Origin of the sequence: Streptomyces wedmorensis (assembly GCF_000716445.1) — a bacterium.
In the GTDB taxonomy this organism is placed as follows: domain Bacteria; phylum Actinomycetota; class Actinomycetes; order Streptomycetales; family Streptomycetaceae; genus Streptomyces; species Streptomyces wedmorensis.
Genome location: NZ_JNWK01000028.1, coordinates 65,636 through 84,119, shown reverse-complemented (window position 1 = coordinate 84,119; position 18,484 = coordinate 65,636). Strand labels below are relative to the sequence as shown.

The following is an 18,484-nucleotide window of genomic DNA, read 5'->3' as shown; positions in this document are numbered from 1 at the left end:
GTTTTTCAGCGGTTGAACCCGCAATCTGAAAGATGCCCCTCACCAGGCGTTTCCTTAGCGTGAATTGCATGCCATCCGTCCCCCTCATCGAAAAGGGTTGAGACACATGCTTCGACCGTGGAATTCCGACTGCGACGTGATCTCATGAGAATCCTCGTCACCGGCGGCGCCGGATTCATCGGCTCGCACTACGTACGGACCATGCTCGACGGGGGGTACCCGGGCTACGAGGACGCGCACGTCACCGTCCTCGACCTGCTGACGTACGCGGGCAACCGCGACAACCTCCCCGCCGCCCACCCCCGGCTCACCTTCGTGCACGGCGACATCCTCGACCGCGAGCTGCTCCGCTCGGTCCTGGAAGGCCAGGACGCGGTGGTGCACTTCGCCGCCGAGAGCCACGTGGACCGCTCCATCCAGAGCGGCGCCGCGTTCGTCCGCACCAACGTCGAGGGCACGCAGGCCGTACTGGAGGCCTGCCTGGCGGCCGGCGTCGAGCGGGTCGTGCACGTCTCCACGGACGAGGTGTACGGCTCCATCGACGAGGGCCACTGGACCGAGGAGTCGCCCCTCCTGCCCAACTCCCCGTACGCCGCGTCGAAGGCCGCGTCCGACCTCGTCGCCCTCGCCTACTTCCGTACGCACCGGCTGAACCTCTCGGTCACCCGCTGCTCCAACAACTACGGGCCGTACCAGCACCCCGAGAAGTTCATCCCGCTCGCCGTCACCAACCTCCTCGAAGGCCGGCGCATCCCCGTCTACGGCGACGGGCAGCAGATCCGCGAATGGCTGCACGTCGACGACCACTGCCGCGCCATCCAGCGGGTGCTCACCGCGGGCCGGGCCGGCGAGGCGTACAACATCGGCTCCGGCTCCTCCGTGCCGAACCTGACGCTCGCCCACCGGCTCGTCGAACTCTGCGGCGTCTCCACGGACCTGATCGAGCACGTCGCCGACCGCAAGGCGCACGACCGGCGCTACGCCCTCGACCAGACCAAGATCGAGGAGGAGCTCGGCCACCGGCCGCTGACCTCCTTCGACGAGGGCCTGGCGGCGACCGTCGACTGGTACCGGAACAACCCGCAGTGGTGGAAGCCGGTCAAGGAGAGCGGTGGTCGGCCGTGACCGTCGAGACCCGTCTCGTGCCGCGCCACCGGGCCGGCACAACCGAGCGCCTCGCGCTCTCCGCGGCGACGCCCGAGGGCGCCCACATCGCGACGGCCGACGTGCCGGGCTGGCTGGACTTCCACCGGCTGACCTGCGGAACGGCGATCCGCCGCATCCCGTTCGCCGAGCTCGACCACTGGTCCTTCGCGCCCGACACCGGCGACCTGCGGCACAGCAGCGGCAAGTTCTTCACCGTCGAGGGCCTGCACGCCGTCCGGCCGGAGGGCTCGTGGCAGCAGCCGATCATCGTCCAGCCGGAGATCGGCATCCTCGGCATCCTGGCCAAGGAGTTCGACGGCGTACTCCACTTCCTCATGCAGGCCAAGATGGAGCCGGGCAACCCGAACCTGGTGCAGCTCTCCCCCACCGTGCAGGCCACCCGCAGCAACTACACGAAGGCCCACGGCGGGGCCGAGGTGAAGTACCTGGAGCACTTCCTCGACCCGGACCGGGAGCGGGTGCTCACGGACGTCCTGCAGTCCGAGCACGGCGCCTGGTTCTACCGGAAGCGCAACCGGAACATGATCGTCGAGGTGGAGGGCGAGGTCCCCGCCGACGAGGACTTCCGCTGGCTCACCCTCGGCCAGATCACCGCCATGCTCCGCATCGACAACGCGGTGAACATGGACGCGCGCACCGTCCTGGCGAGCGCCCCCATGGCCGCCGCCGAGGCCGGGGCGCTGGCGTCCGACGCCGACCTCCTCGCCTGGTTCACCGGCGAGCGGGCCCGCCAGGACATCCACGTCCGCCGCATGCCGCTGCGGGACATCTCCGGCTGGCGGCGCGACGAGCACTCCGTCCGCCGCGAGGACGACCGGTTCTTCCGGGTGGTGGCGGTCTCCGTCGAGGGCGCGGGCCGCGAGGTCGCCGGCTGGACCCAGCCCATCATCGAGCCGACGGGCCAGGGCATCGTCGCCTTCGCCCGCCGCGTGTTCGACGGCGTCCCGCACGTCCTCGCGCACGCGCGCGTCGAGGGCGGCTTCCTCGACACGGCGGAGCTCGCCCCGACGGTGCAGTACGTCCCGGAGAACTACGCGCACCTGCCGGCGGAGCAGCGGCCGCCGTTCCTGGACGCGATCCTCTCGGCGTCGCCCGACCGGGTGCGCTACTCGACGGTCCTGTCCGAGGAGGGGGGCCGGTTCCTCAACGCCGACAGTCGCTACCTGATCGTCGACACCGACGAGGACACCACGCCGGCCGAGGCGCCCCCGGGATACCACTGGGTCACCCCCGGCCAGCTGAACTGGCTCGCCGGGCACAGCCGTTACGTCAACGTGCAGGCCCGCACCCTGCTCGCCGTGCTCACCACGCACGCGGCCGGCCGCGCCCCGCTGGCCCGCTGACCCGCTGGCCCGCTGGCCCGCTGGCCCGCACCAACGCATCAGGCCCTGTTCGGTGGAATTCCACCGGACAGGGCCTGATTGCGAATGCCTGGAAACGAATCGGGTCAGTGGGAAGAGGAGGCGGCGGGCTGGGCCTGTGCCTGGGCGAGCCGGGACGTCATCGGGGTCCACTTCTTGGGGTTGATGCGCCAGTCGACCGGCTCCTGCTTGGTGGCGACGTTGACGCGGTTCCACAGGTTGACCAGACCGATGTGGAGGACGATCGCGCCGAGCTCGACCTCGTTCCAGTGCTTCGCGGCCTCCTCCCAGACCTCGTCCGAGACCGGGTCCTCCCGGTCGTTGATCCGGGTGGCGGCCTCGGCGAGGGCCAGGCAGGAACGCTCCGCGTCGGTGAAGCAGTCCTGCTCGCGCCAGGTCTCCACCACCGGCAGGCGGTGGTCCTCCTCCCCCGCGGCCTCGAACTCGGCCTGCTTCTTGGGGATCTGGACGGGACGGCCGTTGATCTGGCTCACCCGGAGGTGGATGAGCACGAGCGTCTTCAACGGCACACCGACGCTGTTGACGGCCTTGACCAGTGCGCGCATCGGCGGCAGAACATCGGGAACGACCAGCGACGGGTTAGGCATCCGCGGCGACATCTGTAATTCTCCTTCGGATCGGGATCGGTAACAGCTTGCCCACCGGGCAGCCTTTTCTCAAGTATTCCGAATTTCGACGGATCAGTTGCTTTTCCGGCTTGCAGCGGCTTGTACGAGTGCTTCGTGGAGTCGGGTGTCCGGAGTGTGTCCGGCCTCCCATTGCACGCCTATCGCAAAGGGGTGGCCTTCGACTTCCACGGCCTCGACGGTGTCGTCCTCGGCCCGGCCGGTGACGGTGAGGCCGGCGCCGAGCCGGTTCACCGCCTGGTGGTGGTGACAGGCCGACTGCGGCTCGGCCTCGTCGAGGACTCCGGCGACCAGGCTGCCGGGCGCGAGCTTCAGCGGGTGGCGGCCCAGCGTGAACGAGGGCGTCCGCGGCTGGTGCTCGTCGTGGCCCGTGATCTCCGGCAGGTGCTGGTGCAGGCTGCCGCCGTGCAGCACGTTGAGCAGCTGCATCCCGCGGCAGATGGCGAGCACCGGCAGTTCGGCATCAAGTGCCGCCCGCACCAAGGCGAGTTCGACGCGGTCGGCGTCGGGGCTCATGGGTCGGGTGACCGGGTGCGCGGCTTCACCGTACAGCGCCGGATCGAGGTCGGGACCGCCCGGGACGAGCAGGCCGTCGAGCCGGTCGACGAGGCTCTCGACGCCGGGCAGGAGCGGGAGCAGCAGGGGTGTGGCGCCCGCCGCGGACAGGAAGGCCACGTGCGCCTGGAGGGCCAGGCTGACCAGCATGTCGCTGCCCTGGAGCGTGACCGGCGCGGTCCGCGCGCAGATCCCGATGACCGGCCGGCCGGTGCCCGCCGGGCCGTTCGCGTCTGAATTCATGACCACCCTCATGGGTTCCGTGGGGTTCGCGTTCAACTGAGGAAATCGAGCAGATGGAACAACCGCCGGAACGGGCGGTCGGCACCGTAAAAATAGCCACGGACCCGAAACGGAGGCCATCGTTCAAAGGTGCCCCGTAGGGGACTACTGAACAGAATGCAAGCCTGGTACCAAGGTGGGTGGGGAGTATTGCGTCCCCGGTTAATCTCTCGCAGCCCATTCAACCGAGGTAACCCATGATCGAAGCCAAGAACCTCACGAAACGCTACGGCGACAAGACCGCCGTGAACGGTCTCTCCTTCACTGTCGAGCCCGGTCGCGTCACCGGCTTCCTGGGCCCCAACGGCGCGGGCAAGTCCACGACCATGAGACTCCTGCTCGGCCTCGACCGGCCCGACGGCGGCGAGGCCACCGTCAACGGCGTGCGCTACAGCGACCTTCCGCAGCCCATGCGGGTGGTCGGCGCGCTCCTGGAGGCCCGCGCCGTCCACACCGGCCGCAGCGCCTACGACCACCTGCTCTGCCTCGCCCAGACCCAGGGCTTCGGCAAGCGCCGGGTCGAGGAGGTCATCGACCAGGTCGGCCTGACGCCGGTGGCCCGCAAGCGGGCCGGCGGCTTCTCGCTCGGCATGGGGCAGCGGCTCGGCATCGCGGCCGCGCTGCTCGGCGACCCCGCCGCCCTCGTCCTGGACGAGCCGGTCAACGGCCTGGACCCGGAGGGCATCCTCTGGATCCGGAACCTGATGAAGTCACTCGCGGCCGAGGGCCGTGCCGTCTTCGTCTCCAGCCACCTGATGAACGAGATGGCCGTCACCGCCGACCACCTCATCGTCATCGGGCGCGGCCGGCTCGTCGCCGACTGCTCCACCCAGGAGTTCATCGAGCGCAGCACCGAACAGTCCGTCCTCATCAAGACCCCGGACCGGGAACGGCTCTCCGCGCTCCTCAGGAGCCACGGCGGCACCGTCACCGACACCGAGGAGGGCGACCTGGACGTGGTCGGCATCGAGGCCCCGCGCATCGCCGAACTGGCCGCCGGCGGCGGCCTGGTGCTGCACGAGCTCTCGACCCGGCGCGGCTCCCTCGAGGAAGCCTTCATGGAACTGACCAAGGACGCCGTCGAGTACGACGCCGGCGTGCCCACCGCCGGAGGTGTGAAGTGACCGCCGCGACCGCGTCCGCGCCCGCGACCGTCCCCGTCGCGGACGCCCACAAGCCGACCTTCGGGCGGCTGATGCTGTCGGAGTGGACGAAGATCCGCTCCGTCCGCTCCACGGTCTGGTCGCTCGCGATCCTGATCGTCGCGACCCTGGTCTTCACCGCGCTCTTCATCCAGATGGGCGTGGCGAACTGGGACAAGACCGACCCGTCGCAACAGGCCGCCATGCGGCTCGACCCGACCGGCACCATCCTCGGCAGCGGCATCCTGATCGGCCAGCTCGCGGTCCTGGTGCTGGGCGCGATGGTCATCGCCTCCGAGTACTCCACCGGCATGATCCGGGCCAGCCTGCTCGCGGTGCCCAAGCGGGTGCCGGTGCTCCTGGCGAAGGCCGCCGTCTTCGGACTGCTCGTCCTGGCGGTCGGCGAGGTGACCGCGTTCGGCTCGTTCCTGATCGGCGCGCCGATGCTGAACGGCAAGGCCCCCGTCGCGCTCGGCGACCCGGGCGTCCTGCGGGCCGTCGTCGGGTGCGGGTTCTACCTGTCGCTCCTCGGTCTGTTCGCGCTCGCCGTCGGCGCGATCATCCGGCACACGGCGGCGAGCATCACCGGTGTCATCGCCTTCGTCCTGGTGCTCGCCCCGATGGCCAGGCTGCTGCCCGGCACGGTCGGCGAGCACGTCCACGCCTACCTCCCCACCGAGGCCGGGTTCCTGATCACCCAGCAGCACCCCCGGGTGGACGACCTGCTGGGGCCGTGGCAGGGCCTCGGCGTGCTGGCGCTGTGGACCGCCGCACTGCTGGCGGTCGCGGCGGTGCTGCTGAAGCGCAGGGACGCCTGACCCCTCCCCGAACACCGCGGGTGCCCGCCGATCCGGCGGGCACCCGCGGTGTCGTGCTTCCAGGCGCTGTCCAGCTTTCCTCGACTGCGCCTGAAGACCCTGCTGCGACGCTCGACGGGAGCGGCAGCAGAAAGGGAGTGAAGGGAATGGCTCAGAGCAGTGGGCAAGCCGTCTTGATCACGAGTGCGTTCAGCCCCGTCAGATCGGAGAGCACCGAAGCAGCGACCCGCAGCGAATTCGATCTCAAGAACTTCGAGAAACTGCCGGCACGCGACGTACCCGTCAGCGCGCTGTCGCCCGGCGTCTCCCTGCGCCAGAGCGGTACGGACGCCGCTCACATCCAGCTTCTCGTCGACGCGGCGGGATCGGCGGAACTGCCGCCCATTCTGGTCCAGATGGACGGCTACCGCATCATCGACGGCCTGCACCGCCTGGAGGCCGCGAGGCTCCGCGGCGACGTCAGCATCAAGGCGCGCTTCCTCGACTGTTCGAATTCCGAGGCGCTCGTCATCGCCATGAAGGCGAACGGCTCGCACGGTCTCCCGCTGTCGAAGGCCGACCGGGTGTCCGGAGCGCAGCGCGTGCTGAGTTCGCACCCCGACTGGTCCGACCGGGCCATCGCCGGCATCACCGGGCTGAGCGCCAAGACGATCGCGTCGCTGCGCGACCGGACGTCGGAGGGGGCGCCGCTCGACGGCAAGCGCATCGGGCGGGACGGCAGGCGGCGTCCGGTGGACGCGGGCGAGGGCAGGCGGCGTGCCGCCGAGTACATCACGGCCCACCCGAACGCCCCGCTGCGTCAGGTCGCCCGGGAGACGGACGTGTCGCTGGGCACGGTCCACGACGTCAGCGCCCGGCTCCGCCGCGGCGACAGCCCCGAGCGGGACGGGCGCCAGACGCAGGCCGCCCGGCCGGAGCCGGTACAGCCCGTGCGGTCGGTGCAGTCCGTACGGCCCGTGCAGGCCGTCCCCGCGGTGCAGTCGGTGCCGACCGTACGGCAGCAGGTGCGGCTCCCGGGCGAGGCGGCGCGGCCCGCGGGCGCGGCGGCGTGCGGCACCGCCCGCGGACCGCTGCGGGTGGCGCCGCACCCCGACGCCGCGCCGGCGCCGCGCCGGAACCACACGGAGGCGCCGCCCGCGTGGGCGACGGTGGCGGCCAAGATGGCCACCGATCCCGCCATCCGGTACAACGCGGGAGGCCGTGAGTTCCTGCGCTGGATGCAGCTGCACGCCACCGACCCCGACGAGGACTGGCGCGAGCTGGTCGACGCGGTCCCGCCGCACTGGCTCGGTGTCATCGCGCCGATCGCCGAGCGCATCAGCAGGGAGTGGAGCCTCCTCGCCGAGCAGCTCAAGACCAAGCAGGACATGGTGCCTTGAGTTCCCGTCCTCACGACGCCGTCGGCGCCGGCGCCACGGAAGCCACCCTGAGGTGGCCCGCGGCCTGGCGCCGTCCGCCGTTCTCCTGGGGCGGGTTGACGGAGGCGCACCCCGGGTGCGGGACGACGACGGCCGGGGGTTCGAGTTCCGGCAGCGCGAGCAGGACCGGCGGGTCGGCGGGCCGGGCCGGGCGCAGCCGTACGGCCGCGCTCGTGACGGTGTCGGCGGTGACGGTCACGGACTTCGGACCGTCGCCGACGAGCGGGGTGCGCCCGCCGGCCGGGTCGGGCCCGAGGCCGTCGGCGACCGCCACCGCGAGCAGGTACCAGCTGCCCTCGGGCACGTTCTTGAGCGAGTAGCAGGAGGGCCGGCCGCTCGGCACGTCGATGACGCCCGAGGCGACCGACGGGTGCTGGACGACGGGCGTGCCGAAGGCGCCGAGGAACACCCGTGCGTTGCCGTGCCCGGTGGGCAGGCTGATGGTGCCCGCGATCGTCCCGAGGCCCGTCCACTCCGTCGGTTCGGGGCCCGGGAGCCCGTCACCGCCGTCCCGCGTCAGCCTGCGGAACCGGCTGGGCGAGACGCCGACACTGGCCGTGAAGGAATTGGTGAAGGAGCCCAGGCTGTTGTATCCGACCGCATAGGAGATGTCGGTGATGCTCATCGAGGTGGTCTCGATGAGACGCTTCGCCTGGTGAATACGGATCGCGGCCAGGAATCTTCCCGGCGTGAGCCCGGTCTCCTCTTTGAACAGCCGCGTGAAATAGAAACGGCTGAGCAGAGCGCTTTCGGCGATCTCCGTGAGGGTCAGCGGTTCGCCGTAACGCTCCCGGATGCACTCGATCGCCCTTTCCACTGCTGTATCCATATGCACCTCACTACGTGTCGACCCACGCAGCAGTGTGACCCGCGAATATCGCGCTGGGCTCGCGCGACGCTAGAGGACCGGTCGAGAATTGTTCACCGGATTTGCGGCGGACCCGTCGCTTCCTGTTGGCTGGCGAGGGGACCTGCGGCCCTTTCCGGAAACACCCGTGCCCCGGCCGTCACGGCCGGGGCACGGGTGTTTCCGGAATTCCGGTGATCAGCGCACGGGACGGTCGAGACGCACCCGTACGAGCGTGGTCTCCACGCCGCTGTCGACGAGCCGTCCGGCCGCGTCGAAGGCCCCGGGGCCGTCGGTCATCCCGAAGTCGTTGTCGTTGAGCAGCGCGAGGGTCGACGGGCCGTCGAGGGCGATGCCCTCGATCTTCCCGGGCACGCCCGGGACCGTGTTGAGGTCCACGACGAGCCGCTTGGCGAGGACCGGGACTCCGGCCGCGCCCCGGTCGTCGAGCTGCTCCAGGGTGGGCGTCGCGGCGGTGTCCCAGGCGGAGCCGAGGATGTCGGCGCCGCGGCGCAGGCGCACCTCGTACACGCGGGCGGCCTTGTCGGTGCGCTCCTGGACGAGGAGGCGGTCGCCGCCGATCGCGACGAGCGCGGAGACCTTCAGCTCGGAGGTCTTGGTCTGGCCGGGCTCGACGTCGCCGACGGCGTCGAAGCGGTAGGCGTACTCGGCCGTCACCCGGTTCTTCCGGGGCGAGAAGCGCAGCAGCCGCGTGGTGCGGGAGTTCTCGCCCGCGACCTTGTCGGGGTTGAGCAGCGGGCTCTGCAGCGCCATCACCAGGTCGCCGTCGGGCAGCAGCGCCAGGCCCTCGAAGCCGCGGTTGACCTTGCGCTGGAGGTAGATCGACGGCAGCGACTCGACGACCGGGTAGTCGGCGCCCGTCAGGTTCAGCCCCTCGGGCACGTGCCGGGCGAGCACCCGCCCGCCGGCCGAGACGTGCACGAGCGACGGCCCGTACTCGTCGACCAGCCAGAAGCTGCCGTCCCCGTCCCGTACGAGGCCCTCGGTGTCGAGGCCGTTCGGGTCGTACGCGAGCGGGGTCGAGGCGTCGTACGTGTACGGCGCCTCGTCGCGGCCGGCCTGGTTCGGCAGTCCGGTCACGGGCGCGCCCGACGCCGTGGTCAGCGGGATCGCCTTCAGGACCTGGATCCGGCCGCCGACCGCGCGGATCCTCACGATGGCCGGGTCGAAGCCGGGCACCGGGAACGTGCGCCGCTTGTCCTTGCCGACGGCTATCTGCCCGTTCGGGCCCCGGTCGGTCACCGTCCAGTACTCCCCGCGCCGCTCGGCCGGGTACAGGTCGCTGCCGATGCCCCCGAGGTCGACGCCGCGGTCGTCCGTGACGCTGCCCGGCACCAGCGCGTCGGAGAACGCGGCCAGCGGGATGTCGGGCAGCGTCGCCGTGGAGACGACCCGGGCGGCCGTGTCGTGGTGGTGCCCCGCCGGCGTCGCGTCGGCCGTCCCCACGACCACCGAGAGCGCGAGCGCGGCGGACAGCGGCAGGACCACGGCGGCGGGCCGGCGCAGGAGGCGCGGATTCATCAGAACTCCCTGGAACACGTGAAAGTCGCGGGTGACGGCGGCCTCATGGTCCGGTCCTGCGCACAACTCCCGGCGACGCGCCGCCGACACCGGGGCGAGCCCTGGGTGAACGCGCGTGTCTCAGTAGCGGTCGAGGATCAGCTGCGTCTTCAGGATGTCGCCGTGGTACAGCCAGCCGTTGGCCTCGGCGACGGCGATGGCGTCCGCGTGCAGGTCGGCCGCGTCGGCGTACGAGTCGGTCTTGAAGGAGAGCTCGATGACGTACTCCGTCCCGGTCCCGCCGGCTCCGACGACCGGCAGCACCTCGATGCTCGCGTCGTCGGAGGGGCCCCAGGCGCCGCCGTACACCTTCGAGGCGACGGGCCCGTGCGCGCGGGACGCCTGGAGCGTGGTCCTGCCCCAGTCGGCGCTGCCCCAGTCCTCCAGCTTGCCGGGGATGTCGTTGACGAGCCAGGTGCGGCCGGTCGTGCTCGTCGGCATCGCGGTGCCGGAGTAGCCACTGGCGCTGTGGCTCTTCTCGTTGGAGAAGCTGAGGGTCTGCTTGGCGTAGCCCCAGTCGACCTCGGCGTCGTAGTTGGTGTCGCCGCTGTCGAAGCCGGCCGCGTTGGCGGTGTTCAGGGCCGCGGTGATGTCGCCGTTCGTGACGGGGAACCGCTTCTTGTAGGTCTCCTCGAACGACGACCCGCTCTTGTGCCGCAGCCGCACGCTCCACCCCTGAGCGTCCAGCGCCCCGCCGTCGGTGTCGTAGTAGCTGTACGACCGCGCCTTGGCCGATCCCGTGATCCCGAACGCCGACCTCACCGCGGCGCTCGGCGCGTACGCCGGGTCCAGGGCCGCCGTCGTGAGGTTGATCTTCACCTCGTACGTCGGCACGGCGTTGCCGGCGGCGTACGCCGGGGAGGTCGGGGCGAGGAGCGCGACAGCGGCGGCGAGGGCCACCGCGGAAGCCGCGGCGGCCGGGCGCGAGGCCCTGGAACTGGAAACGGAGGTCATGCGCCCGATCCTCACGACCCCGGGTGAGGACCGCGTGTCCCCGGAACGTGCCCCCGGTGAACCGGCGGCGTCCGGCACCGGTCGCGGCCGCCCGCCGCGCCGGCCCCCGGGCCCGGGCAGCCGCCGCCCCCGGGCGCGGGCACCTCCGCCGCGGGCCTGTCGGACCCTCCGGGCAGAATCGGCGCATGGTGATCACCGCGCGCGCCCTCAACCGCTCCACCCTGGCCCGGCAGCTGCTCCTGGACCGGGAGCCGGTCGGCGTCGGGGACGCCGTGCGGCGGGTGGTGGCGATCCAGGCGCAGCAACCGGGTTCGCCGTACGTGGCGTTGTGGAACCGGGTGGCGGGCTTCGATCCGGAGGTGCTCGACGCGGCGGTGGGCGGCTTCGAGCTGGTGAGGTCGACGCTGATGCGGCTCACGCTGCACCTGGTGCACGTCGAGGACTACCGGGCCTTCCGCGAGGGCATGGAGCCGACGATACGGGGCTCGCGGCTGCACGACCCGCGGTTCAAGGCGGCGGGGTTCACGGCCGCCGACGCCGACGCGCTCCTGCCCGACCTCCTCGCGTACGCCGCCGAGGCGCGGACCGGGGCCGAGATGAGGGCGCGCCTGGAGGCGGGCCGCGGCGAGCCGGTGGAGGCGGTGGTCTGGCGCATGGTCCGGCAGTACGCGCCGCTGTGGCACGCGCCGACGGGCCTCCCGTGGTCCTTCGGCACCGCCCAGTCCTTCGTGACGGCGACCCACCGCCCGGCCCTCGCCGACCCGGAGGCCTCCGCCGCCGGCCTGGCCGTCCTGATCCGCCGCTACCTGGAGGGCTTCGGACCGGCCTCGGTCGCCGACATGGCGCAGTTCACCATGGCGCCGAAGGGCCTGGTCCGGGAGGCCGTTCGGACCCTCGAAGGCGCACTCGCCCGCTTCGGGGGCGAGGACGGCACGGTCCTGTACGACGTGCCCGGGGCTCCGCTGCCCGACGAGGACGTGCCCGCCCCGCCGCGCCTCATGGCGATGTGGGACAGCGTCCTCCTCGCCTACGCGGACCGCAGCCGCGTCATCCCGCCCGCCTACCGCAAGCACGTCATCCGCGTGAACGGCGACTGCCTCCCGACGCTCCTCGTCGACGGCCACGTCGCCGGCGTCTGGCGCCCCGTCCCCGAGGGCGTCGAGGCCTCCGCCTTCCATCCGCTCCCGGCCGCCGTCTGGGACGCCCTCGCCGCCGAGGCCGCCTCCCTCGGCCGGCTCCTCGCCGACCGCGACCCGCACGTCTACCGCCGCTACGACCACTGGTGGGCCAAGGGTCTCCCGGCCGCGGAGACCCGCGTCCTGCCGGGCGCCTGACGGACGCTCGGCCCCCGGGCCCCGGGTCACCCGAACGCTGCCGCCGTCTCCACTCCCAGCCATACGGCTCCGAGTCCGGCGGCCAGGCTGCCCGCCACGTTCAGGAGGGCGTACCCCTTCGCCCCGTCCTCGTACAGCTTCAGCGTCTCGTACGAGAAGGTCGAGTACGTGGTCAGCGCCCCGCACAGGCCCGTGCCGAGCAGCGGCGACGCCCGCCCGGGCGCGACGCCGGCGAGCAGACCGAGGGCGAACGAGCCGACGACGTTCACGACGAGGGTGCCCCACGGGAAGACGGAGTCGTGCCGGGCCCTGACCGCCAGGTCCGTCAGATACCGCAGGGGCGCGCCGACCGCGGCTCCGACCATGACGAGCAGCCAGTTCAATCCCGGTTCTCCCGGCCCGTGTAGCGGACGACCTCGCAGTCGTCGAGGAGCACCAGCCCTTCCGTCACCAGCTCGTCGAGCTGGGGCAGGAAGTCCCGGATGCGCTGTTCCGTATCCACGATGAGGATCGCGACCGGCAGGTCCTCGCCGAGCGAGAGGAGGCGGGTCGTGTGGATGCGGGAGGAGGCGCCGAACCCCTCGACGCCCGTGAAGACGGAGGCGCCGGCGAGGCCGGCGGCGTGCGCCCGGTGCACGATCTCGGTGAAGAGCGGCCGGTGGTGCCAGGTGTCGTTCTCGCCGACGAGGATCGTCAGGCGCAGGGCCCGGCCCGTGAGTCGTGTCATCGTCATCCCCTCGCCCTCGCCTGTGCCCTGGCCCGTACCGTCCGGCTCGCGGTGACCCCGGCCCACACGGCGGCGAGGGCGGTGATCGCGGTCGCCGCGAGGTAGAGCAGTCCGCGCGTCGGGTCGCCGGCGGCGAGCAGCCGCTGGGTGTCGAGGGCGTACGTCGAGAAGGTGGTGAAGCCGCCGCAGAAGCCGGTGCCGAGGAAGGGGCGCAGCAGGGGGTGCGGGGCGGTGGCGGTCTCGGTGGTGAGGACCATGAGGGCGCCGAGCGCGGCGCAGCCCGCCGCGTTGACGGTGAACGTCGTCCAGGGGAAGGCGTGGGCCGGGGTCGGCCAGAGGAGCGCCGCCCCGTAGCGGGCGGATGCTCCGAGGACACCGCCGACGGCCACCGCCCCGACGACGGGCAGCTGTCCGCGCGGTTCCATGCCCACAGGATACGTGCCGAGGCGAGGCGCACAGGCGCGGATCCCGGCCTGGGGCATTAACCGGGACCCGGCCCGTGCAGCCTCGCTCTGCGATGGTCCGGCCACTGAGTGCTACGGGTCAAAGCGGGGCCGGTGAGTCTGTCAGATCCTCCGAGGGGTGCTCGCGCCACGCCCGAGGGGTCCCGGAAACCGTTCCGGACCGCCTCGACCGGCCCTCCGGAAGGGGCCGCGGAGACGTCTCCGACCTGCGACGACGCCGGGGGAGGTGGTCCGGCCACCATCCGGCGGCCGATTCGGGTGCCGGGTACACCTCGTGCCCGGGGGCGGTGACGCGCGACGGTGGTGGGGCAGCGGGAGGGAGCTGCGCAACCGTCGGGCAGGAGTGTCGTGAGTACATCCGTCGCAATCAAGCGCAGGGCCACCACCGGGGCCGCTGTTCCGGCAGCGTCCCTCGGCCTCGTCCGGCCCGTGGGGGCGGCCGGCTCGAACGGGGACGTCCACGCCGAGCTGTGCAGCACGCTGTTCGCCGGCTTCGCACGCCGCGATCAGCGCCTGAAGGCCGAGCAGTACCTGCACGGTCTGCTGACCGCGCAGGGCCGCAAGTCGATACGCAACATCGCCGCGCAGATAGGCGGCCCCGCCGCCGAGCAGAGCCTGCACCACTTCGTCTCCAGCTCCACCTGGGACTGGCAGCCCATGCGGGCCGCGCTCGCCCGGTACCTGGAGCGGAACAGCTGCCCGCAGGCCTGGGTGGTGCGGCCGATGCCGATCCCGAAGGCCGGGGAGCACTCGGTGGGCGTGGACCGGCGCTTCGACCCGGAGCGAGGGCAGGTCTTCCACGGCCAGCAGGCGTTCGGGGTGTGGTTCGCCAGCGACGAGCTGAGCGTCCCGGTCAACTGGCGGCTCTTCCTGCCGGACCCCTGGGTGAACGACCGCACGCGGCGCGACCGCGCGGAGGTTCCCCAGGAGGCCGGCGAGGAGACCCTGGAGGAGTGCGCGGTGGCCGCGGCGCTCGACACGGCCCGCTGGTCCGACGTCACCCGCAAGCCGGTGCTCCTCGACATCCGCGGCGGCGCGGGGCGGCCGGCCCTGACCCGGCTCGCGGCGGCCGGCGTGCCGGTCGTCGCCCGCATCGGTCCGGGGGCGCGGCTCGCGATCGCCGACCGGTCGCTGCCGGGCTTCGGGGCGGGTCCGCTGTCCGCCCTGCAGATCCTGGAGTCCCTCAAGGGGCTGCGGAGGCCGGTGAGCTGGGTGGACACCGTCGCCGGCGCGCGGACCTCGCGTACCTCGCTCGCCACGGCGGTCCGGGTGGCGCTGCCCACGCCGGGCGGCGAGCGGATGCGTCCGCTGGTGCTGCTCGGCGAGTGGGACGACCCGCGGCGGCCCGCGACCCGGGTGTGGATCAGCGACCTGACCAACTCCCCGGTCGGCTCGCTGCTGCGGCTGACGAAGCTCGCGCGCCGGGTGGAGCGGGACTTCGTCGAGGTCGGGGAGGGGGCGGGGCTGCGGGACTTCGTGGGCCGTTCGTTCCGCGGCTGGCACCGGCACATCACGCTGGCCTCCGCGGCGCACGCGGCGACCGTCCTGTCCACCGGCTGGGAGGCGGCGTACGACGCCGGCTACGCCTCGGGGCGCACGGCCAGCTGACCGACCGCGGCCGGTCCCGCTCCCCCGGGTACCGGCCGCGCTCTCCCTGTCCAGGCCGTGGTCTCGCCGGCACCGGTCGCGGTCTCGCCGGTACCGACCGGGTTCTCCGTGCCGTCCGGGCTCCCCGTACCGACCACGCGACCGCCCCGGCCCGCCCCAACGGGCCGGGCGGCGGTCACCCGGCCTTCGTCACGGGGTGCGGTCCTGCGGGGGCTGCGGGCGGGACGGGTCGGCGGCGGCGCGGCCCTGGGCGAGGACCTCGCGGGTGCGCTGGAGGCGCAGCGCCAGCTGGACTTCGAGGACCTGGCCCGGCTTCTGCCATTCGGGGCCGAGGAGTTCACCGATGCGTTCCAGCCGGCGGGAGACGGTGTTCGGGTGGACGTGGAGCGCCTCGGCCGCGTTCGTGGGGCTGCCGCCGGAGGCGAAGTACGCCTCCAGGGTGCGGGTGAGGTCGGTGAACCGCTCGGCGTCGTAGTCGAGCACGGGCCCGATCGCCGACTCGACGAAGCCCTCCACGTCGTGGTCGTCGGAGAGCAGCAGCCCCAGGAAGCCCAGGTCCTGCACGGAGGCCGCCGAACCGGTGCCGCCGAGGGCGCTCATGGCGTCCAGGCAGCGCCCGGCCTCCTGGTACATGCGCCCGACGCCGTCCGGGCTCCAGCCGGGTCCGGCGGCGGCGACGGATACGGGGTGGCCGAGCAGCGGGGAGAGTTCGGCGGCGACGGCCTTGGCGGCGGCCGAGGCGTCGATGCCGGGGAGCAGCAGCACGATGCAGCCGCCCTGCACGGTCTTGAGGCCGGAGAGGCGGTAGGCGTACGAGGACGCCCACACCACCGCCCGGCCCTGCTCGCCGCCCTCGGGCCTCGCGACCACGAGGACGTGCGGTTTGCGCAGGTCGACGCCGAGTCGGCGGGTCCGCTGGGCGATCTGCTGGGGCGCGTGCGGCGGGTCGGCGATGAGGTCGTCGAGGAGTTCGTCGCGGACGGGCCCTTCGGCGACGGCCGTGGAGCGCCGCATGAGGAGGAGGAAGGCGACGGCCTGGGCGGCGAGTTCGAGGAGTCGCTCGTCCTCGCCGGTGAGCCCGCTCGCGGCGCGGACGACGAGCCCGCCGAGGTCCTCGGAGCCGGCGATGACGGGGGCGACCCAGGTGTCGTCGTCGGCGAGGACGGGGCGGCGGCGGGCGTGCGCGTCGAGGGAGGCCTTGGCGACGGCCTCCTCGTCGAGGTCGGGGATGTCGCCCGCGGTGGCGAGGCAGCGGCCGCCCGGGTCGCGGATCGTCACGGTCGCGTCGAGCGCGTCGGCGGCCGCCTTCGCCACGTTGCACAGGTCGCCGCCGGACAGGACGAGGTTCATGATGCGGCCGTGGGTCTCGCTGACGTGCCGCATGCGGGTCAGGCTGGTGCGGACCCGGGAGCTGTCCCGTTCGAGTTCGGAGACCTCGGCGCGGGTCCGGTCGAGGAGCCCGGCCTTGTCGACCGCGAGCGCGGCGAGGTCGGCGAGCGCGGCGAGGAGCCCGACCTCCTCCGGGGTGTGGTCGCGGACCCGCCGGTCCGCGCCGTGCAGGGCGCCGATCACGGTGTCGCCGCTGCGCAGCGGCGCGGCCATCATCGCGTGCACCCCCTCGGCACGCAGGGCCGCTTCGGCGGCCTCGTCGAAGGCGGGTGCGTGGACTCCGGCGTCGAGGGAGCCGGAGGGCGCGAAGCGTTCGTCGGCGAGGTAGTCGGGGGTCCAGACGGGCTCGCCGTGGAGCTGGACGGCGCCGCCGAGCCCGTACCCCTCGACGATCTTGAGGCCGGGGGCGAGGCGCGGGCCGCCGGCGCGGTCGGCACCGACGCGGGAACCCTCGGTGCTGTGCACGTAGCAGGCGCCGTGCGGGGCGCGCAGCGTCACGTACACGAGGTCGAGGCCGAGCAGCCGGCGGGCGCGGCGGGTGATGACGCGCAGCAGGCTGTCGAGGTCGTACGAGAAGGTCAGGTCGCGGGCGGTGTCGGTGAGGGTGGTGAGGGCGGCCTCGCGGCGGGCGTCCTGCTCGCGTCCGGCGTGGACGCGTCCGGCGAGTTCGACGGCCCGCTCCAGGCGGACGAGGCCGTCGCCGTCGAGGCCGGCGAGCCGGGCGTCGTCGAGGACGGCCTCGAAGTGGGCGGGCGGTGCCTGCCGGGCGATCAGTTCGAGGACCGTGAGCAGCGCGTCGGCACCACCGGCTCCGTCCGCGCCGTGCAAGGTCATGGCCCCTACCCCCGTAGTCGAGCGAAATCGGGCACCTCGGAGGAAACCCGTACTGCTCGCCGAAAATAATTCGGCTTCGGGAGTCGGTCAACGGTGACCTGCCGCACTTCATTCCCCGGTGCGTCCCCCGGCCCCGAACGGCCGGACGCCCCCGGCCGCCAGGCTGCTCTGCCGTTCCGTCAGCCGACCGATCCGGCCGGGACGAGGCGGGCGCGCCCCGGGGTGTACTGGGCGGGGATGCGGGCGCCGTAGACGGGCCGGCCCGTGGTGTGCCGGACGGCGAGGACCGAGCGGTGGAGTCGGCGCAGCCGCGCCGAGGGTTCCATGCCGCTCTCCCCCATGAGTGCCCCGCGCAGCCGTTCGTAGGTGGCGAGGGCCTCCTCGTGGTGGCCGCAGCGGAGCAGGGCGACCATGAGGTGGGCGTGCAGCGGTTCGTTGGTGCGGTAGCGGGCGACGAGTCCGGAGAGTTCGGAGAGGAGTTCGGCGTGCCTGCCGAGGCCGAGCTGTGCTTCGATCCACTGGTCGAGGACGCTCAGCCGGGAGGTTTCGAGGCGCTCGATCTCCCTGCGGATGCGGGGTCCGGCGGCCACCCCCGCGTAGGGGTCACCGCGCCAGAGGGCGAGCGCCTCGCCGAGGCGGAGGGCCGCGCGCGGGAGGTCGCCGGCCTCCATGGCGCGGTAGCCGGCGCCGGCGGCCCGCTCGAACTGCCAGACGTCGTGGACGCCGCCGCCGGTGTCGAGCCGGTAGCCGCCGGGCTGGGCGACGAGGATCGCGTCGGCGGTGCGCCGGTCCGACCAGCCGGGCCTGGGCTCCGCCGGTTCGGCGCCGCGCAGGGCGCTCGCGATGAGGGAGCGCAATTCGACTATGTGTCCCTGGAGTTCGGCGCGTGCGGCGCGTGGCGCGCCGGACGGCCACAGCTCCTCGGTGAGGACCGTGACGGGCACGACCTGGTCGGCGCTGGCCGTGAGCAGGGCGAGGAGCTGCCGGGGCGCGGCCGCCGTCGGGGTGATCGACACCCCGTTCTCACGTACCGACAGTCCCCCCAGGATCCGGACGTCCACCTTGCCCCCTCAGTGCCTGTGCGGTGTCTACGCGCGCCATGACCTCTCGATGATTAGAAAAGACCCCCGTAGGCATGTCAATAAGAAACCGGGTGGTACGGAATACCGAACTCGGATATCGGGGTGATTCACCCCTTTTATGGGGGTATGGAAGCGTCACGTTTTGGTCATTGGCGCAGACCTGCACCCCCTGACAGACTGTTTCCGGACTCGGGGGTACGCTTTACCGGGGTCCACACAGGGGGTGAAGGCACCCTGAACCGCGAGTTCCGGCCAGAAACCGACACGGGGGTTC

At 72.5% G+C, this 18,484-nt stretch carries 17 protein-coding genes; 7 read left to right on the top strand and 10 right to left on the bottom strand.

Features of this window, described 5'->3' with window-relative positions:
* The first annotated feature begins 144 nt into the window (after nt 1-144).
* Nucleotides 145-1,125: a dTDP-glucose 4,6-dehydratase gene (gene rfbB / locus OO54_RS22125; protein ID WP_033205607.1), complete on the top strand. Its 981-nt coding sequence runs from the start codon at nt 145-147 to the stop codon at nt 1,123-1,125.
* Nucleotides 1,122-2,510, top strand: coding sequence for an NDP-hexose 2,3-dehydratase family protein (locus OO54_RS22120; RefSeq protein ID WP_051787091.1), 1,389 nt, complete (start codon nt 1,122-1,124; stop codon nt 2,508-2,510). Before rfbB ends, OO54_RS22120 begins: the two co-directional genes overlap by 4 nt.
* A gap of 104 nt (nt 2,511-2,614) precedes the next feature.
* Here OO54_RS22120 and OO54_RS22115 read toward each other — a convergent pair whose 3' ends face one another.
* On the bottom strand, nt 2,615-3,148 hold the full coding sequence (locus tag OO54_RS22115; RefSeq protein WP_033205605.1) for a carboxymuconolactone decarboxylase family protein: 534 nt from the start codon (nt 3,146-3,148) through the stop codon (nt 2,615-2,617).
* 81 nt (nt 3,149-3,229) lie between these two features.
* Nucleotides 3,230-3,973 carry a gamma-glutamyl-gamma-aminobutyrate hydrolase family protein gene (locus OO54_RS22110; RefSeq protein ID WP_033205603.1) on the bottom strand — a complete coding sequence of 248 codons (744 nt, stop codon included), beginning with the start codon at nt 3,971-3,973 and terminating at the stop codon, nt 3,230-3,232.
* 236 nt (nt 3,974-4,209) lie between these two features.
* Between OO54_RS22110 and OO54_RS22105 the strand changes: the two genes are divergently transcribed.
* The 3 genes from OO54_RS22105 (at nt 4,210) to OO54_RS22095 (ending at nt 7,351) form a co-directional block, all read left to right on the top strand.
* Complete coding sequence (locus OO54_RS22105) at nt 4,210-5,136, top strand: ABC transporter ATP-binding protein (protein WP_017237227.1); 927 nt, start codon at nt 4,210-4,212, stop codon at nt 5,134-5,136.
* The gene (locus OO54_RS22100) at nt 5,133-5,972 is read left to right on the top strand and encodes an ABC transporter permease (protein ID WP_033205601.1); all 840 of its coding nucleotides are present in this window, start codon (nt 5,133-5,135) and stop codon (nt 5,970-5,972) included. Before OO54_RS22105 ends, OO54_RS22100 begins: the two co-directional genes overlap by 4 nt.
* Before the next feature lie 146 nt (nt 5,973-6,118).
* Entirely contained in the window at nt 6,119-7,351 is a 1,233-nt protein-coding gene (locus OO54_RS22095; protein WP_026057851.1) for a ParB/RepB/Spo0J family partition protein, read from the top strand.
* A gap of 10 nt (nt 7,352-7,361) precedes the next feature.
* On the opposite strand, the gene OO54_RS22090 is transcribed toward OO54_RS22095, so the two are convergent.
* The 3 genes from OO54_RS22090 to OO54_RS22080 form a co-directional block, all read right to left on the bottom strand.
* Nucleotides 7,362-8,219, bottom strand: coding sequence for a helix-turn-helix domain-containing protein (locus OO54_RS22090; protein ID WP_033205598.1), 858 nt, complete (start codon nt 8,217-8,219; stop codon nt 7,362-7,364).
* A 216-nt stretch (nt 8,220-8,435) separates the two neighbouring features.
* Nucleotides 8,436-9,779, bottom strand: coding sequence for an esterase-like activity of phytase family protein (locus OO54_RS22085; protein WP_033205595.1), 1,344 nt, complete (start codon nt 9,777-9,779; stop codon nt 8,436-8,438).
* A 120-nt stretch (nt 9,780-9,899) separates the two neighbouring features.
* Complete coding sequence (locus OO54_RS22080; RefSeq protein ID WP_033205593.1) at nt 9,900-10,772, bottom strand: hypothetical protein; 873 nt, start codon at nt 10,770-10,772, stop codon at nt 9,900-9,902.
* Between the two features lie 185 nt (nt 10,773-10,957).
* Here OO54_RS22080 and OO54_RS22075 point away from each other — a divergent pair, with 185 nt between their 5' ends.
* Nucleotides 10,958-12,106, top strand: a complete 1,149-nt coding sequence (locus tag OO54_RS22075) for a winged helix DNA-binding domain-containing protein (RefSeq protein ID WP_033205590.1) — start codon at nt 10,958-10,960, stop codon at nt 12,104-12,106.
* A 26-nt stretch (nt 12,107-12,132) separates the two neighbouring features.
* On the opposite strand, the gene crcB (OO54_RS22070) is transcribed toward OO54_RS22075, so the two are convergent.
* Genes crcB (OO54_RS22070) through crcB (OO54_RS22060) form a run of 3 tightly spaced genes read right to left on the bottom strand, consistent with a single transcriptional unit; the run spans nt 12,133 to nt 13,258 of the window.
* A complete protein-coding gene (gene crcB, locus OO54_RS22070) occupies nt 12,133-12,489 on the bottom strand; it encodes a fluoride efflux transporter CrcB (protein ID WP_033205587.1) in 357 nt (118 codons plus the stop codon).
* Nucleotides 12,486-12,833: a DUF190 domain-containing protein gene (locus OO54_RS22065; protein ID WP_033205585.1), complete on the bottom strand. Its 348-nt coding sequence runs from the start codon at nt 12,831-12,833 to the stop codon at nt 12,486-12,488. Before OO54_RS22065 ends, crcB (OO54_RS22070) begins: the two co-directional genes overlap by 4 nt.
* A 2-nt stretch (nt 12,834-12,835) precedes the next feature.
* A complete protein-coding gene (crcB, locus tag OO54_RS22060) occupies nt 12,836-13,258 on the bottom strand; it encodes a fluoride efflux transporter CrcB (protein WP_033205582.1) in 423 nt (140 codons plus the stop codon).
* 387 nt (nt 13,259-13,645) lie between these two features.
* Between crcB (OO54_RS22060) and OO54_RS22055 the strand changes: the two genes are divergently transcribed.
* On the top strand, nt 13,646-14,905 hold the full coding sequence (locus OO54_RS22055) for an IS701 family transposase (protein ID WP_017237218.1): 1,260 nt from the start codon (nt 13,646-13,648) through the stop codon (nt 14,903-14,905).
* Nucleotides 14,906-15,094: 189 nt separating this feature from the next.
* Here the strand turns inward: OO54_RS22055 and OO54_RS22045 are convergent, their stop codons facing one another.
* Both OO54_RS22045 and OO54_RS22040 read right to left on the bottom strand, forming a co-directional pair.
* Entirely contained in the window at nt 15,095-17,128 is a 2,034-nt protein-coding gene (locus tag OO54_RS22045) for a helix-turn-helix domain-containing protein (RefSeq protein ID WP_051787090.1), read from the bottom strand.
* A gap of 179 nt (nt 17,129-17,307) precedes the next feature.
* Entirely contained in the window at nt 17,308-18,189 is an 882-nt protein-coding gene (locus tag OO54_RS22040; RefSeq protein ID WP_033205576.1) for an AfsR/SARP family transcriptional regulator, read from the bottom strand.
* Nucleotides 18,190-18,484: the final 295 nt, after the last annotated feature.